The sequence below is a fragment of the Mesorhizobium sp. M0500 genome (genome assembly GCF_040321165.1).
GTDB lineage: Bacteria > Pseudomonadota > Alphaproteobacteria > Rhizobiales > Rhizobiaceae > Mesorhizobium.
Genome location: NZ_JAMYRB010000001.1, coordinates 262,099 through 277,881 on the forward strand (window position 1 = coordinate 262,099; position 15,783 = coordinate 277,881).

Consider the following 15,783-nt stretch of genomic DNA (forward strand, 5'->3'; position numbering starts at 1 on the left):
TGGGAACCGCTGTTCGGGGTCGTCGTCTCTGTCATCGTGTCACCTCACGCACTCTCGACGGCAGCAGCGAGCGTGTGCCGCATCGTCCGTTTCGCCAGCGGGATCTTGAAATCATTGGCGCCATGCCCGACGGCTCCGGCGAGCGCGGCTTCGGCGGCGTCGCTAAAGGCGCCGTCGGATGCCGCCGCTCCTGCCAGCGTCCGCTCCGCCTCCGTCGCGCGCCATGGCTTGGCTGCCACGCCGCCCATGGCGATCCGAGCGCTTCGGATACGGTCGCCGCTTTTCTCGACGATTGCTGCCACCGACACCAGCGCGAAGGCGTAGGAAGCACGGTCGCGCACCTTGCGGTAAACCTGTCGGCCGGGTGGCGGCGGCGGCAGGGTAACCGCGACGACCATTTCGCCGTGGCCGAGCACGGTCTCCACCTGGGGCATCGTCTCGGGCAATCGATGGAAATCGCCGATCGGGGTCGTACGGGTCTCGCCGCCGGGCGAGACGGTCTCGATCCTGGCGTCGAGCCCGGACATGGCGACCGCCATGTCAGAAGGATGGACCGCGATGCAGGCTTCGCTCGCGCCGAGTACGGCGTGCATGCGGTTGAAGCCCTGAAGTGCCGCGCAGCCCGAACCCGGCTGGCGCTTGTTGCAGGGCATGTTGCGGTCGTAGAAATAGGGGCAGCGCGTGCGCTGCAGGAGATTGCCGCTGGTCGAGGCCTTGTTGCGTATCTGGCCGGACGCTCCCGCCAGCAGCGCTTGCGTGAGCATCGGGTAGCGCGACCTTACCCGCGGGTCGGCGGCGAGATTGCTATTGCGGACCTGGGCGCCGACCCGAAGCCCGCCTTCCGCCGTCTCCTCGATCCGATCAAGGGGCAGCCGGCTGATGTCGACGAGATGCGCTGGGCGCTCGATCTCGAGCTTCATCAGGTCGAGCAGGTTGGTGCCGCCGCTGATGAACTTGGCGTCCGGCCGGGCCGCAACCGCGGCCGCCGCCTGCTCAGCACTCGTCGCACGTTCATAAGTGAAGGACTGCATTGCTCATGCCTCCTCTGCCGCGTCGCGGATTGCAGCGACAATGTTCGGATAGGCGGCGCAACGGCAGATGTTGCCGCTCATCCGCTCGCGGATCTCGGCATCGGTGAGAGCGACGGAAGCCGCTGCCACGTCGGCGCTCGCATGGCTTGGCCAGCCGGCCCGCGCCTCGCCCAGCATGCCAACCGCCGAGCAGATCTGGCCTGGCGTACAGTAGCCGCACTGGAAACCGTCGCGGGCGACGAAGGCGGCCTGGACCGGATGCAGCCGGTCACCCTCGGCAAGGCCCTCGACCGTGGTGATCTCGTCGCCTTCATGCATTGCGGCAAGCGTCAGGCAGGAATTGATCCGGCGCCCATCGACGAGCACCGTGCATGCGCCGCACTGGCCGTGGTCGCAGCCCTTCTTCGAGCCGGTGAGGCCGAGATGGTTGCGCAGGGCGTCGAGCAGCGTCGTCCGCGGGTCGAGCTCGATGGCAAGATCCTTCGCGTTGATCCGTAACGACATCGTCATCGTCGGTAGCGGTGAGGACGACGCAGCCGCCGTGACGGTCTCGGCCGGCTCGGCGTCAACCGGTAGTCCGGTAGCCAGGAGCACCCCGGTCGCAACACCGCCTTCCAATACCATCCGACGCGTCGGCCCGCTCCTGTTGTCCGTTTTGGCCATCATGATCTCCCAGCCGCAATGAAGCGCAGACGGCAACTTGACCCGAGCGAACCCTCGGGTTCTGTCACCCAACGACACTGGAGGTGGGAGTGCGGGCGGCGGCTTTCTTTCAAGAAACCGGCGGCACTATCAGGATTCTGGAGAAGAATTCACCCGATAGGCACGAGGCGTCATGCCCCTCAGACGTCGGAAGGTCGTGGTGAAGTGGCTCTGGCTTGAGAAGCCGAGCCGAAAGGCAATGACACCGATCGACAAACCCGTTTCGCGCAGCAGCGCCTCCGCTCGCCGCACCCGTTCCTCGATCACATAGGCGTAGGGTGCAAGGCCGGTCGTCGCCTTGAAGCGACGCGCAAAACTGTCGACGGCCATGCCCGCGGCGGCTGCCAGCTCGCTTAGCGAAATATCGGAATTCATATGCGCATCGATGTAATCCCGAACGCGACCAAGCGCCCGGCGGCTGAGACAGCCGTGACGTACAAACCGCGGTTGCTCCCGGCTCAGGTTGGCCACGCGGAGACTGACGAGCGCGACCAGATGCTCGACATAGGCAGTGTCTGGCTTGTGGCCGAGTGCCATCTCGTCACGAAGCGAACTCAGCAGCGTGGCGACGACCGCGTCTTTCTTGTTTACCAGTATAGGCAGGTTCCTCAGGCGTTCGCATCCGGGAAGCCCGATATCGGGATCGATCCACAGGGCTGAATAGGAGAGGTTTACATCGCGATAGAAGCCCTGTCGTTCCGCGCCTGCCGGGACGAAGGTGAGGGCTCCGGGACGGTCCATTCCGTCGTAAAGGGATCGTGCCTCGTGCCGGATGGATGTATGGGACGTGCCGCCTTCTTCGGTCAGCACGATCAGATGATGAGGGGCTGTCCAGCGGAGCTCCGCCTCCCGGCACGCCCACCGCCGGTTGTCGAAGACGATCGAGGAGCTGACCCATGACGCGGTTTGCAGGGGCTCCGACTTCTCGTCCTGGCTCCGAACCCGTCCGTCACCAAGCAATGGTCTGAATGACATCGCGGTATCCCGCTGGTTCACTCGCCGAGCCGTGGGCAACCCCGGCTTCGAGCGTTGGGCGCCGCCCCGCCGCTACGCATACGGCCGTCCATGTGGGACAGGCAACGGGCGTTTTTAACCGTGCCGTGTTCAAGAAATCGTGAGATCAGGCAAATCCGGAGCGCCCTCTCGGCAAAGCGGATCATCCGCGCTCGGGAAACATCGCCCTCAGGCCTTCGCGCGAGGCCGTAGCGACACCGCGTTCGGTGATCAAGCCGGTGACCAGCCGCGCCGGCGTCACGTCGAAGGCCGGATTGGCCGCCGGCGTGGCTTCCGGCGATACGCGGACCTGGGCGATCTCGCCGGAAGCGGTCTTGCCCCAGACCAGTGAGACCTCGTCGGGCGAGCGCTGTTCGATCGGGATGTCGGCCAGCCCGTCGCCCACGGTCCAGTCGATCGTCGGCGACGGCAGCGCGACATAGAACGGCACGTCGTTGTCGTCGGCGGCGAGCGCCTTGAGATAGGTACCGATCTTATTGCAGACATCGCCGTCGGCGGTGGTCCTGTCGGTGCCGACGACGACCATGTCGATCTGGCCGCGCTGCATCAGATGGCCGCCGGCATTGTCGACGATCAGCGTATGCGGCACGCCGTGGCCGGCCATCTCCCAGGCGGTCAATTGGGCACCCTGGTTGCGGGGTCGTGTTTCGTCGACATAGACATGGACTGGAATGCCGGCTTCCGTCGCCAGATAGATCGGCGCGGTGGCGGTGCCGTAGTCGACCGTGGCCAGCCACCCGGCGTTGCAGTGGGTCAGGATATTGACCGGTTCGCCCGGCTGCTTGCGCGCCGCGATCGCCTTGATGATTTCGAGCCCATGGGCGCCGATGGCGCGGTTGAGGCCGACATCCTCGTCGGCGATCTCGCCGGCACGCCGATAGGCAGCCGCGGCACGTTCTGCCAGTGGAAGCGTCAGCAGGAAGCGTTGCATTTCGTTCAGCGCCCAGCGCAAATTGATCGCCGTCGGGCGCGTTTCGTGCAAGGTTGCCCAGACGGCGTCGAGTGCTGCATCCGACGGATCGTCGGCCATCTGCATGGCGACGCCATAGGCCGCGGTGACGCCGATCAGGGGCGCCCCGCGCACCCACATGTCGCGGATTGCCGTGGCGATGCCGGCGACGGAATCGATCTTTTCGATGCGGAAATCATGCGGCAGCCAGCGCTGGTCGATGATCTCCACCGAACGCCCGTCGTCACTCGGCCAGATGGTGCGGTAGTGGCGGTCGCCGACGTTCAAATCCTGCTCTCCCGTTCGATCAGCGCGGCCAACCGGTTGACCTCGTCGATGCTGTGGATCTGGCGCCGGTTGACGGCGAGGTGACGGCCGAATTTCAGCGCCTTTGCCTCACATCTGGCGCGCAGATCCGGATCGGCAATGGTCTCGAAATCGGCATTGTGGGCAAGGCCGAGAATTCGCCGGTGAACCTCGACGCCGGCAAAGCCGAGCAGATCGGTCCAGATCGAATGCAGCATGTGGTCTAGCGCCTGCTCGGCGCCAAGCCTGTCGCCCTGATCTTCGAACAGGCTCTTCTGGTAGAGCATGCCGGTACGCTCGGTTCGCCACAGATGCGAGAACTCGGCGCGAAACACCGACCATGTCTCGACCGTAACGCCGAGCAGATAGTCACGCATGGCGTCGCGGCTTCCGTCCTGTTCATGGCCGCGCTGCGAGAAGAACGCCATCCAGAAATTGGCGAGCAGCATGCCGACGTCGAAGGCGATCGGCCCGTAGAAGGCGAATTCGGGGTCGATCATCCTCGTTTCGATGTCGGTGACCATGATCGAGCCGGAATGCAGGTCGCCATGCAGCAGCGTCTCGGCATTGGCAGCGAAGATGTGCTTCATGCGCTGCGCCTCGACCTTGAGGTCGCGGTCGGCGCGCAGCTCGGCGACAATGCCATCGAGCTGCGGGCTGGTGTGCTGGTTCATCTTGGCATCGAAATACGGATCCGAGAAAACCAGGTTCTCGGTGATGTCGCAGAGTTCGACATTGTCGGCGAACAGTGCCAGATCGGCCTTGCGGTCCTTGGTCGCCATATGCAGGTCGGAGCCGCGAAACAACGTGCGGGCCATGAACAAGCCGATGTCTGTCGCGATGTTGGGCAATTGCCGGCCTTCGATCAGCGCCCGCCGCAGGATAATGTGCGGCGACAGATACTCCATGATGATCAGCGCCTGGCCTTCGTCGAAGTGATAGATATCGGGCACCGAACCCGGCGCCCGCGCCTGTTGCCGCGTCAGCGCATGGTATTCGAAGAAGGAGCGTTTTAGCGGCAGCGGCCAGCTGTCGCCGACCAGCCGGACGTAGGGCAGGGCCTGCTTGACGACGGCCGCACCCTCAGCACCCTCGACGATGAACACCAGGTTCAGATTGCCATCGCCGACTTCACGAACCTTCCACTGGCTCGTATCCTTGCCGATCTGCGAACACAGGGGCTCGTTGGCACCGAGACGGCCCGCCAGTGTCTCGACCGACAGTGCTTCGAACGGCGATTTCCCAGTCATCCTCACCTCCCGCTCATGTGCTCCGATGATAGCGGAGCCAACGCGGTCGGGCCAAGCTAGGAAGCCTGCTGGCAATTGTCAATCGTGTTGACAATTGCCGATATAGCCCATAGCGTCATGGTCAGGGAGGAACGAATGGGCAATGATGCCGTGTTCCGCGTCGACGGCCTGAGGAAATCCTTTGGCCATATCGAGGTGCTTGGCGGCGTCTCGCTCGAATTGCATGCCGGCGAAGTGACCGTGCTGATGGGCGCCAACGGCGCCGGCAAATCCACCCTCGTCAAGATCATCAGTGGCGTCTACGACCATGGCGGCGGCTCGATGTCGCTTGCCGGTCATGAGTTCGACCCGAAAACGCCGGCGGAGGCGATCCGCGCCGGCGTCGTTACCGTCCACCAGAACATCAACGACGGTGTCGTCGCCGACCTCGACGTCGCAACCAACCTTACCCTCGACAGGCTGAGCGGCAGCGGCGTGCCGACCCTGTTCAATCCAGGCCGGGTGCGTCGCGAGGCAAAGGCGGTGGCCGACCGCATGGGACTGGCCATCGACCTCAAGGCCCGGATCAGCGATCTCTCTCTGGCCGACCGCCAGATGGTGGCAATCGCCCGCGCCATGGCGCACCGGCCGAAAGTGCTGATCCTCGACGAGCCGACTTCCTCGCTGTCCAGCGCCGAGGCCGACCGGCTGTTCGCATTGCTCGACCGGCTTCGCCAGCAAGGCGTGGCCATCCTCTACATTTCGCACCGTATGTCTGACATCAGGCGGCTTGCCGATCGCATCATTTCGATGCGCGACGGGGTCATCTCAGGCATCTTCGACAAGAAGCCGCTGGATTACGAAGGTGCGGTCAACGCCATGCTCGGCCGTAAGATCCAGCTCGAGCGGATCGTCGCCAGGAATTCGGCCAAAGCAATTTTCACTGCCGACGCGCTGCGGATTGCTGAAGGCGCCAGGCCGATCTCGCTGACGCTCGGCGATGGCGAGGTCGTTGCCATCACCGGCCTTGTCGGCGTCGGCAAGACCGCGCTCGCCGAGACGCTGTTCGGTTTGCGCAAGCCGCTGTCCGGGACCATGGTGCTGAACGGGAAACCTTATGCTCCGGCATTGACCGGCGAAGCGATTGCCGCCGGTGTGTTTCTCGTCGCCAAGGACCGGGGCGAAAACGGCATCGTCGGCGACTTCAACATCCAGGAGAACATCAGCCTGCCGTTCCACAGCCGCATGTCGCGTCTCGGTGTTCTCAAACGCCGTATCGAACGCGCTGTTGCCCGCCAGCAGATCCAGGAGTTGGGCATCGTCTGCCGCTCCGAGAGGGACGAGATGGCGTCGCTTTCCGGTGGCAATCAGCAGAAGGTGATGGTCGCCCGCTGGATGTCGCAGGTGGCAAGGCTTTTCATCCTCGACGAGCCGTTTCAAGGTGTGGACATCTCGGCCAGGCGCGACATCGCCGCCAAGCTGCGGGCCAGCGCCCACGGCCGCGCGACGCTGCTGTTCGTCACCGAACTCGACGAAGCCCTGGAGACGGCCGATCGCATCCTGGTGATGTCGGAGCAGACGATCGTCGGCGAGCACCGCAATACCGATGTCGATCTCGAGCGTCTGCTGGCCGAAGTGGCGGGCGGGCCGTTGCACAGCGCAGCCTGAGAGCGGGAAGACGATGAGAATTGGAATGGAGAGGGCATGAATTCGGGTTGGATAATGACGGTGCCAGCGTGCGGGAGCGCTGAATGATCCTGCGCGACAATGCTATTCGCTACGGCTTCATCGTTCTGTTGTTCGGGCTGATCGCCTATTTCGCCGCCGCCGCCGATGGTTTCGTCTCGCCGCAAAGTGCTGTCTTCATCTTCCAGTCGGTCGCCATCACCGGCGTTCTGGCGCTCGGCGTCACCGCCACGCTGGTCGTCGGCGGCTTCGACCTGTCGATCGGCTCGGTCGCCACCAGCGCCATGATGGCGGCTGCCTATGTCATGGTGGTGCTGGGGCAGAACGCCGTCATGGCCGTCGTCATCTGTCTTGTGATCGGCGCCGTGGTCGGCCTGATCAATGGCTGGCTGATCGTCTATATGCGGGTGCCGGACCTTTTGGCGACGCTCGGCATGATGTTCCTGCTTGTCGGCCTGCAGCGCATACCGACCGAGGGCCGTTCGATCGCCACTGGCATGACCATGCCCGACGGCTCGGTCGCCAACGGCAGTTTCGGCGCCGCGTTCCTGGCGCTTGGCCGCCATCGCTTCGACTTCTTCATCCCGAACCTCATTCCGGTGTCGGTCGTCGTCCTGCTCGTGCTGGCGGTGCTGATCTGGTTCTTTCTCGAATACACCCGTTTCGGGCGCATGATGTATGCGGTCGGCAGCAACGAACGCGCCGCAGAACTCGCCGGCGCGCCTGTCAAGGCATACAAAATCTGGGCCTATGTGATTTCGGGAGTTTTTGCCTCGATCGGCGGCATTTTGCTCGCTGCCCGCCTTGGACGCGGCGACATCGCCTCGGGTAATAATCTGTTGCTCGACGCGGTGGCTGCGGCACTCATCGGTTACGCGGTTCTCGGCGCCGCCAAGCCGAACGCCTTCGGCACGGCTGTCGGCGCGGTGTTTGTCGGCGTGCTGCTGCAGGGCCTGACGATGATGAACGCGCCTTACTACACGCAGGATTTCGTCAAGGGCGTGGTTCTCGTGGTTGCCCTTGTCTTTACCTTCGCCCTGTCCGGCAGGGGCAGGAGATAGGGTTCGACCGGGTCACATTTTGGGTTCAACAAGTGGAGGAAGCGACGTGAACATCACAAGAAGACTTTTGGGGAAGGCAGCGCTCGGGCTTGCCGGCGCAACATTGCTGATGCAGTTGCCGGCGATGGCGCAGGACAGGCCGGCGCCGTTCGACAAGCCGGGCGCCGTCAAGATAGCGCTGGTCCGCTATCTCTCGACCGGCGACTTCTTCCAGGCGTATTTGTCCGGCGTCGAGGCGCAGGCCAAGGCACTCGGCGTCGACCTGCGCGTGCTCGACAGCCGCCAGGACGCGGCGCTTCAGGCGGACATGGTCGACCAGGCCATCGCGCTCGGCGTCCAGGGCATCATCATCCAGCACGGACTGACGGAATCGATGAAGGACGCCGCCCAGCGCGCGGTCGAGGCCGGCATCAAGGTCGTCGCCTTCGACGTCAATGTCGAAAACCCCAAGATCCCGCAGATCGAGCAATCCGACCGCGACCTCGCGCGCCTGGCGCTCGAGCAAGCGGTCAAGGACAATGGCGAGAGCTGGAAGGCCGGCTACGTCTATGTCGCCGGCATCGCGCCGCTCGATCGCCGCAACGAGACCTGGGTCGAATTCAAGAAGAAATATTCGGGCATCGACGAAGCCGCCATGTTCGGCACGCTCGACAATCCGATCGCCAATTCGGTCGCCAACCAGGCCCGCTCGGTGTTGTCGGCCCACCCCGACATCAAGGTGATGTTCGCGCCCTACGACGAATTCGCCAAGGGCGTGAAGATCGCGGTCGACGAAGCCGGGCTGAACAAGGACATCAAGATCTATTCGGCCGACATCTCGACCTCGGACATCGCCGCGATGCGCGAGCCGGACAGCGCCTGGGCGGCAACCGCCGCTACCAACCCGGCGGTCGTCGGTCAGGTCTCCGTGCGTGCGCTGGCGCAGCTTCTGGCCGGCGAAGATCCCGGCCACAACGTCATCGTGCCGCCGACGCTGATCACCCAGAAGGACCTGCTCGACAAGGACATCAAGAACATGGAGGACCTCTCGGCCAAGCTGCCGCAATTCGCCCATGCCGATGTCGCGATGCCGACCTGGATGCCGAACCCGAACGCGAAGTAATTTTCGGCACGAGCAAAACAATAGCCGTCTGCAGCAGCTTGTTGCAGGCGGCCTTTTTGTCGAAGATGTCTGGCGTGCCGGACCGCCGAATTGCAATTGTCGCAGCCACCCGTTTTGCGGGACGATTGGACGGTTGAACCCAGGATTCGGCGGGTAAATGGAGGCGCAGGCGGTAAGAGAGGAAAGTCCGACCGGCATCGTCGCCGGAACATTTTTTCGATGCTCGCAGGCCACCACGGGCGTTGTGGTGTTGGGCGGATCGAGTGGCCGTGTTGATGTCGGGCGCGCGCGGCTCTTTGCAGATGCGGGTACGTCGGCCTTGGCGCTGCAGTGGTTTGGCGGCGAGGGCCAGATTCCCGGAATATGTGAGGTTCCCCTGGAAACGTTCTTTGCGGCAACCGATTATCTCATTGAAACAGGGTGCCGTCGCATCGTCTATGTGGGCACGTCCAAGGGTGCCGAGGCGTCATTGCTTGCCGCGGTCCATGACCAGCGAATTGATGTAGTGGTCGCGATTAGCCCGTCATCCGTAATTTGGGGAAATATCGGTGCGGGCCGCGATGGTGTCAGCTGGCCTGAACGATCCTCATGGTCGCTCGACGGCATCGCGCTGCCGTTTGTGCCGACAGATCCAGATTGGACACCAGAGTACGTGGATGGCTTAGTATCTTACAGGGGGCTTTTCGAAAATTGTTTGAAAACCTTCAAGCAGAAATCAAAGGCGGCGACGATCCCTGTTGAGACCGCATCGGCCGAGATCCTGCTCGTCGCGGGTGGCGACGATGCACTATGGCCTTCCCTATCGTTCGCCCGAGATATTGTTAGGCGGCGCGGCGAAGCAGGCAAGGTCACGCATCTCATTTCGTCGCGGGATGCCGGTCACCGCATTCTCTTGCCAGGCGAGAACACACCACGCTCGACTTTGCATGCACACGGAGGCAATGACGAGACCGATCGAAAGCTGGGCCGAAAGGCTTGGGAAGGCATCCGAGAACTACTTTAGCAAAATTCTCAAATGCGCACCTGTCTCGGCTACTCGTTGAACAGATCGGAATGTGAGCCGGTGCGCGCAAGCTGTAGCTCGTCACCGGCAACTCGGTAGATCAAGAGCCAGTCCGGTTCTATGTGAGCGTCACGAAAGCCTTTCCAATCGCCTTTCAGCGAGTGGTCCTTATAGCTCCCCGGTAGCTCATCTCCGGCGAGCAGGAGGCTAGCAGTTCGCGCAACTTGCCAAGATCTTTGCCCCTCTTCTCCGCACGTTTCACGTCGCGACGGAATTGCCCAGAGCGAACGGGCGTCAGCACGTCACATTCCCAAATCCTTGAACAACTCATCGGCCGAGGCGAAAGGCTTGCCCTTGCCACGTTCCAATTCGGTCATGGCCTTTCGAGTCGTTGCGTTCGGCACTTTCACCGGGAAGGGAAATTCCTTGTCGGCGGCGACGCGGACCATCAGCAGGCGAATGGCGTCGGAAACGGACAATCCCATTGCCGCCAAGGCCTCCGTTGCCTGATCCTTTGTCGCCGTATCGATCCGAGCGCGGACCACGGTATCCGTTGCCATGTTGTGACTCCTTGAGGTCTGAGCCACAATGTAGCTACAAAATACCAATTTCGCAAGTGTGATCCCCGATCACGCCTACCGCAGCGCCGCCGCGATGTTGCCGCCGTCCACCGTCGTCACATCGGCGGTGGTCCGCTCGGCCAGCGCCTGATGCAGGAAGGCTTGGGCGACGTCTTCGGCCGTCACTTCCTGCCCGAGCAGGTTGCCGGACATGTACTCCTTCGCCGACACGCCGCGCGCGCCCGAGCGGCTGGTGATCATGGCATCGGTCAACAGCCCCGAACGGATGCGGTCGGCGTTGACGGCATTGGAGCGGATGCCATGCGCGCCGTAGTCGAGCGCATATTGCCTGGACAAAAACAGCGTTGCCGCCTTGGGAATGCCATAGGCGCCGAACTTCGGCCCCGGATTGACCGCCTGCTTGGAGGTATTGAACAACAGCACGCCACCGGTGCCCTGTTCGAGCATGATGCGCACGGCATTCTGCGCCGCCGACTGGTGGGCGAAGAAATTGAGTTCGAAGCTTTTGCGCAAGGTGGCGTCGTCGAGCTCGCCGATCCGGCCCTCCCAGGCAGCACCGGCATTGGACACGAGAATGTCGAGGCCGCCGTAGACGTCGACCGCTTTGTCGAAGGCGGCGCGCATCTGCGCCGGATCGGTGATGTCGGCGCCAATGCCGATCGAACCGTTGCCGGCTTTTTTTGCCGCCTCGGCAGCCCTTGACGCATCGAGATCGACGACGACCGCATGGGCACCGTTGTCGGCGAACAGCTTTGCCGTGGCAGCACCGATCGCGCCGGCGCCGCCGGTGACCAGCACCACCTGGCCGGTCAGCGGCTTCGGCTTGTTGGCGGCGAGCTTGGCCTGTTCCAGCGACCAGTATTCGAGCGGGAACAGGTCGCTTTTGGAGAGCGGGCGGAAATCGCCGACGGCTTCGGCGCCGCGTACCGCCTCGATCCACATTTCGCCGACGTCGGAGGCGATCTTCGCATCCTTGAGCGTGCGGCCGTGGCCGAACATGCCGAGGCCGGGCACCAGCGTCAGCCGCGGCATCGGGTCGAGCATGGTGCGCTTCACGCCGTCGAGCGCATCATTGGTTTCGAAATAGGCGCGATAGTCCTTGGCGAATTTCTCGACATGCTGGCGGATGACGGATTTGTAGTCGCCGACCTTGTCAGCGTCGGGCGCCGGCAGTGCCATCGGTCCGGTCTTGATGCGGATCGACAGGTCGGGTGTCGACACGCCGCGCCCGGCATAGTCGGCAATTTTTGCCGAATTGATGAAGTCGACGATCGCATCCGAGGTGCGGAAATCGCTGATCATCCGGTCGAAGCGGCCTTCGCCGCGTGCCACCGCCACCGCGCCGCGCAGCATCGGCGCAATCTCCGCAGGCTTCGCCAGCCTGGCCGGCAGTGCCACTTTTTCGGTGCGCGGCTTGCCGTTCCCGGCGATGAAATCCTCGGCGACGTTCACATAATGGATCATCCGGTCATAGGCCTGCCTGGCATCGTCGCCGAAGGTGAAGATGCCGTGCTTGTCTAGGATCAGGCCTTCGACCGTCGGATCGGCGTCGAATACATCGGCGGCCGCCTTGGCCAGATCGAAGCCCGGCATGATGTAAGGCACGAAGCCCATCTTTTCGCCGAACACCTTCCGGCTCAGCGCCTCGCTGTCCTCCTGGTCGACGATGGCCAGGATCGCCGTCGAATGCGTGTGGTCGACGAATTTGTGCGGCAGGAAGGCGTGCAGCAGCGTCTCGACCGAAGGGTTGGGCGAGGACGGATCGATGAGGTTCGCCCGCTGCAGCGCGACCATGTCCTCGTCGGAGAGCTTCTTGAGCGACCGCGCCTTCAACAGCGCGCCGAGTTTGACCGCCGGCAGGCCCTGCGGCTCGATGACGCCCATGTCCCAGCCGCTGCCCTTGACGCAGAGCACGTCCCATTCGTCGCCGACAAGGTCGGTGGCCTTGGTCTTGCACGATGTGTTGCCGCCGCCATGCAGGACGAGCCGCGGCTCGCCGCCCAGCAGCCTGGTCGTGTAGACGCGCAGCGCCAGGTCGCGGGCCACACCCTTTTTAGCATAGTCGGCGACCAGCTTCTCCGCCTCGCCGTCATTCCAAAGGTTCTTCATGTCAGCTTCGTCCGATTTCTCTTTGTTGTGAACAGGAATGCCGCGACGCCTTGATGACAATGCGTCGGCGGCTGAAACTAGGTATCAGGCGACCTTTTCTGCTGCCGCTCCGGCATGGTCGAGCAGCCGTCGCGCCATGTGCGCGCCGACGACGAGATGGGTGCAGAGCCCGCCGGAGATCGCCGCGACGAGCGGTTCGAACTTGCTGTCTTCCTGCACCACCACAAGGCGCTTTTCGATGCTGCGCAGCGATGACAGCTCCGCCGAAATCAGCCGGCGGTTGTAGCTGCAGTCGAGCGCCTTGCCTTCGGCGTCGATGATCTGCCCGGCAATGACGCCGGCCGCACCCGCCTTGCGCAATGCAGCCATTTCGCTTTCGGTCAGCGCGCCGCATTTGACCAGGTGGCTGTCGGTGTCCACCGAGCCTACCGAATACAGCGCCAGGTCGCATTCGCCGATGCCCGACAATTGCTCGCGGATCACCGGCTCGGCGCGCAGGCCGCGTGCCAGTTCTTCCGTCGTCAGCACCAGCGGCGCGTAAAAATTCAGCCCCTTGGCGTTGAGCCGGCGCGCGATTTCCATCGTGCATTGGTCCGGCCGGTACGAATAGGGGGCGCCCAGATTGCCGCAGAGCTGCACCACGGTGACGTCCTGCAGATCGGCATAGGACATGATGTCGGCGATCGTGTAGATGGTCCGTCCCCAGGCGACGCCGATGCGGTCGCCCTTCCTGATCAGCTCGAGAAAGACGCTTGCCGCCAGCACCGCGATGTCGGTCGAGGGGTCGGCGACATAGCCGTTTTCCGGCGCGATCCAGACCGCGTCGAGCTTCAGCGCGTCTTCCAGCTTGCGTGCCAGCACGTCGTCGGTGAAAAGCTGGGTCGAGGTCGAGATGTTGACGATGCCGGTCTCGCGCGCCTTGCGCAGATACATCGCCACCGAGGCACGGGAAATCTTGAGCTGGCTGGCCACCTGGTCCTGGCGCAGGCCGTGTGCATAGTAAAGCCAGGCGGCCTTGTGGATAAGCTGTTCTGCCGGTCGGATCGCCATGCCATCTCCTTGCTGACATTATTCACGGCTCTCGACAAAAGTCAAATTGGGAGGAAGGCATAGATGCCCTTTCGCTCGCCGAATCTAGACCTTTCTTGTGCCAAACGCGGTCTATGATGGCATCGTTGGTGGTGACGGGTCGGAAGCCGGTAGCTAAAGTTCTCGACGAACACATTGCGGAGGACGGGATGGGCAATCCCTACGAACAGGACCTAGACAGGAACCCGGCCAACCACCAGCCGCTGACGCCGCTGACCTATTTTGAGCGGGCGGCAAAAACCTTTCCCGATCAGACCGCCATCATCCATGGCCGCCAGCGCACGACCTATCGCGATTTCTGGAAGCGCTCGCTGAGGCTTGCCTCGGCGCTGGCGAAGCGCGGTATCGGCAAGGGCGACACCGTCACCGTCATGCTGTCCAACACACCGCCGATGCTGGAAGCGCATTTCGGCGTGCCGATGACCAGGGCGGTGCTGCATTCGCTCAACACCCGCCTCGACGCCGCCGTCATTGCCTTCCAGCTCGATCACGCCGAAACCAAGGTGCTGATCGTCGACCGCGAATTCGCCGGCGTGGTTCGGCAAGCGCTGACGCTGGCCAAGGTCAGGCCGCTGCTGATCGATTACGACGATCCCGACTATGCCGCCGATGCGCCCTATCCCAAGGGCGAGCGGATCGGCACGCTGGACTATGAGGCGTTTGTCGCCGGCGGCGACGAGGATTTCGCCTGGTCGATGCCGGACGACGAATGGGATGCCATTTCGCTCAACTACACCTCCGGCACGACAGGCAATCCGAAGGGCGTCGTCTGCCACCATCGGGGCGCGGCATTGATGGCCTATGCCAACACCATCCATGCCGGCATGGGCAAGCACCCCGTCTATCTGTGGACATTGCCGATGTTCCACTGCAACGGCTGGTGCTTTCCCTGGACGCTTGCCGTGCAGGGCGGCACGCATGTCTGCCTGCGCTGGGTGCGGCCGAAGCCGATCTACGACGCCATCGCCGATCACGGCGTCACCCATCTGTGCGGTGCACCCATCGTCATGTCGGTGCTGATCAACGCCAGGGACGAGGACAAGCGGCAGTTCCCGCAGACCGTCACCTTCAACACCGCCGCGGCGCCGCCGCCCGAGGCGGTGCTGTCGGGCATGGCCGATGCGGGCTTTGCCGTCACCCATCTCTACGGCCTGACCGAAACCTATGGCCCGGCCGTCGTCAACGAATGGCATGGCGAGTGGGACCGGCTGGAGAAAGGGGCGAGGGCGGCGAAGAAGGCCAGGCAAGGCGTACGCTATGCCGCGCTCGAAGGCCTGACGGTGATGGACCCGCAGACGATGCAAGAGACGCCGGCCGACGGCGAGACCATCGGCGAGGTGATGTTCCGCGGCAACATCGTCATGAAAGGCTATCTCAAGAACCGCAAGGCGAGCGACGAGGCCTTTGCCGGCGGCTGGTTCCATTCGGGCGACCTCGGCGTCATCCATCCGGACGGCTACATCCAGCTCAAGGACCGTTCCAAGGACATCATCATCTCCGGCGGCGAAAACATCTCCTCGATCGAGGTCGAGGAGGCGCTGTACAAGCATCCCGCCGTCGCTTCTTGCGGCGTTGTCGCCCGATCCGACGACAAATGGGGCGAGGTGCCGGTCGCCTATGTCGAGCTGAAGCCGGGCAAGGCGGCGACCGAGGCGGAGGTAATCGAGCACTGCCGCGCGCTGCTCGCCCGCTTCAAGGTGCCGAAAGCGGTGATCTTCGCGGAAATCCCGAAGACTTCGACGGGCAAGATCCAGAAGTTCCGGCTGCGGGAGATGGCAAAGCAGCCTTAGGGCCTGATCCGAAAACGGAACCGATTTCGGAAAGCATCTTTTCAAGATCCTTCGCAAAAAAACACGGGGCGGCGTTGCAGGCTCGCCCGGCGGAAACCACATGCGTTTCATGGGCCAACTCCGTCCAGGGA

14 protein-coding genes are annotated in these 15,783 nt (G+C 63.3%); 5 read left to right on the forward strand and 9 right to left on the reverse strand.

The window, feature by feature from the left end:
* Positions 1-44 precede the first annotated feature (44 nt).
* From NKI70_RS01375 to mtnK, 5 genes are all read right to left on the reverse strand, one after another.
* Positions 45-1,031 carry an FAD binding domain-containing protein gene (locus NKI70_RS01375; protein ID WP_352724012.1) on the reverse strand — a complete coding sequence of 329 codons (987 nt, stop codon included), beginning with the start codon at positions 1,029-1,031 and terminating at the stop codon, positions 45-47.
* A 3-nt stretch (positions 1,032-1,034) separates the two neighbouring features.
* Positions 1,035-1,694 (reverse strand): 2Fe-2S iron-sulfur cluster-binding protein, encoded by a 660-nt coding sequence (locus NKI70_RS01380; protein ID WP_352453241.1) that lies wholly within the window; start codon positions 1,692-1,694, stop codon positions 1,035-1,037.
* 129 nt (positions 1,695-1,823) lie between these two features.
* Positions 1,824-2,708, reverse strand: a complete 885-nt coding sequence (locus NKI70_RS01385; protein WP_031211585.1) for a helix-turn-helix domain-containing protein — start codon at positions 2,706-2,708, stop codon at positions 1,824-1,826.
* 181 nt (positions 2,709-2,889) lie between these two features.
* On the reverse strand, positions 2,890-3,984 hold the full coding sequence (mtnA, locus tag NKI70_RS01390) for an S-methyl-5-thioribose-1-phosphate isomerase (RefSeq protein WP_352569351.1): 1,095 nt from the start codon (positions 3,982-3,984) through the stop codon (positions 2,890-2,892).
* Complete coding sequence (gene mtnK, locus NKI70_RS01395) at positions 3,981-5,252, reverse strand: S-methyl-5-thioribose kinase (RefSeq protein WP_023676005.1); 1,272 nt, start codon at positions 5,250-5,252, stop codon at positions 3,981-3,983. Before mtnK ends, mtnA begins: the two co-directional genes overlap by 4 nt.
* A 135-nt stretch (positions 5,253-5,387) precedes the next feature.
* Between mtnK and NKI70_RS01400 the strand changes: the two genes are divergently transcribed.
* The 4 genes from NKI70_RS01400 (at position 5,388) to NKI70_RS01415 (ending at position 10,083) form a co-directional block, all read left to right on the forward strand.
* Positions 5,388-6,899, forward strand: coding sequence for a sugar ABC transporter ATP-binding protein (locus NKI70_RS01400; protein ID WP_352575591.1), 1,512 nt, complete (start codon positions 5,388-5,390; stop codon positions 6,897-6,899).
* 83 nt (positions 6,900-6,982) lie between these two features.
* Entirely contained in the window at positions 6,983-7,978 is a 996-nt protein-coding gene (locus NKI70_RS01405; RefSeq protein ID WP_352575593.1) for an ABC transporter permease, read from the forward strand.
* Between the two features lie 46 nt (positions 7,979-8,024).
* The gene (locus tag NKI70_RS01410) at positions 8,025-9,080 is read left to right on the forward strand and encodes a substrate-binding domain-containing protein (protein WP_352575595.1); all 1,056 of its coding nucleotides are present in this window, start codon (positions 8,025-8,027) and stop codon (positions 9,078-9,080) included.
* A 157-nt stretch (positions 9,081-9,237) separates the two neighbouring features.
* Entirely contained in the window at positions 9,238-10,083 is an 846-nt protein-coding gene (locus NKI70_RS01415; RefSeq protein WP_352724016.1) for an acyl-CoA thioester hydrolase/BAAT C-terminal domain-containing protein, read from the forward strand.
* Between the two features lie 29 nt (positions 10,084-10,112).
* On the opposite strand, the gene NKI70_RS01420 is transcribed toward NKI70_RS01415, so the two are convergent.
* The 4 genes from NKI70_RS01420 to NKI70_RS01435 form a co-directional block, all read right to left on the reverse strand.
* Positions 10,113-10,358 carry a type II toxin-antitoxin system YafQ family toxin gene (locus NKI70_RS01420; RefSeq protein ID WP_502898913.1) on the reverse strand — a complete coding sequence of 82 codons (246 nt, stop codon included), beginning with the start codon at positions 10,356-10,358 and terminating at the stop codon, positions 10,113-10,115.
* A 27-nt stretch (positions 10,359-10,385) separates the two neighbouring features.
* Positions 10,386-10,643, reverse strand: coding sequence for a type II toxin-antitoxin system RelB/DinJ family antitoxin (locus tag NKI70_RS01425; RefSeq protein WP_352724018.1), 258 nt, complete (start codon positions 10,641-10,643; stop codon positions 10,386-10,388).
* A 75-nt stretch (positions 10,644-10,718) separates the two neighbouring features.
* Entirely contained in the window at positions 10,719-12,773 is a 2,055-nt protein-coding gene (locus NKI70_RS01430) for a bifunctional aldolase/short-chain dehydrogenase (protein WP_352724021.1), read from the reverse strand.
* Positions 12,774-12,857: 84 nt separating this feature from the next.
* Positions 12,858-13,823, reverse strand: a complete 966-nt coding sequence (locus NKI70_RS01435) for a sugar-binding transcriptional regulator (RefSeq protein ID WP_352724023.1) — start codon at positions 13,821-13,823, stop codon at positions 12,858-12,860.
* A 188-nt stretch (positions 13,824-14,011) separates the two neighbouring features.
* On the opposite strand from NKI70_RS01435, the gene NKI70_RS01440 reads away from it, so the two are divergent.
* The gene (locus NKI70_RS01440) at positions 14,012-15,652 is read left to right on the forward strand and encodes an acyl-CoA synthetase (RefSeq protein ID WP_352724025.1); all 1,641 of its coding nucleotides are present in this window, start codon (positions 14,012-14,014) and stop codon (positions 15,650-15,652) included.
* The last annotated feature ends 131 nt before the right edge of the window (positions 15,653-15,783 follow it).

What these genes read in the sequence shown, in the direction of transcription:
- NKI70_RS01435 (WP_352724023.1), bottom strand. Translation starts at nt 13,823, where the DNA reads ATGGCGATCCGACCGGCAGAACAGCTTATCCACAAGGCCGCCTGGCTT.
- NKI70_RS01415 (WP_352724016.1), top strand. Translation starts at nt 9,238, where the DNA reads ATGGAGGCGCAGGCGGTAAGAGAGGAAAGTCCGACCGGCATCGTCGCC.
- NKI70_RS01375 (WP_352724012.1), bottom strand. Translation starts at nt 1,031, where the DNA reads ATGCAGTCCTTCACTTATGAACGTGCGACGAGTGCTGAGCAGGCGGCG.
- NKI70_RS01440 (WP_352724025.1), top strand. Translation starts at nt 14,012, where the DNA reads ATGGGCAATCCCTACGAACAGGACCTAGACAGGAACCCGGCCAACCAC.
- NKI70_RS01380 (WP_352453241.1), bottom strand. Translation starts at nt 1,694, where the DNA reads ATGGCCAAAACGGACAACAGGAGCGGGCCGACGCGTCGGATGGTATTG.
- mtnK (WP_023676005.1), bottom strand. Translation starts at nt 5,252, where the DNA reads ATGACTGGGAAATCGCCGTTCGAAGCACTGTCGGTCGAGACACTGGCG.
- NKI70_RS01405 (WP_352575593.1), top strand. Translation starts at nt 6,983, where the DNA reads ATGATCCTGCGCGACAATGCTATTCGCTACGGCTTCATCGTTCTGTTG.
- NKI70_RS01425 (WP_352724018.1), bottom strand. Translation starts at nt 10,643, where the DNA reads ATGGCAACGGATACCGTGGTCCGCGCTCGGATCGATACGGCGACAAAG.
- NKI70_RS01400 (WP_352575591.1), top strand. Translation starts at nt 5,388, where the DNA reads ATGGGCAATGATGCCGTGTTCCGCGTCGACGGCCTGAGGAAATCCTTT.
- NKI70_RS01385 (WP_031211585.1), bottom strand. Translation starts at nt 2,708, where the DNA reads ATGTCATTCAGACCATTGCTTGGTGACGGACGGGTTCGGAGCCAGGAC.
- NKI70_RS01430 (WP_352724021.1), bottom strand. Translation starts at nt 12,773, where the DNA reads ATGAAGAACCTTTGGAATGACGGCGAGGCGGAGAAGCTGGTCGCCGAC.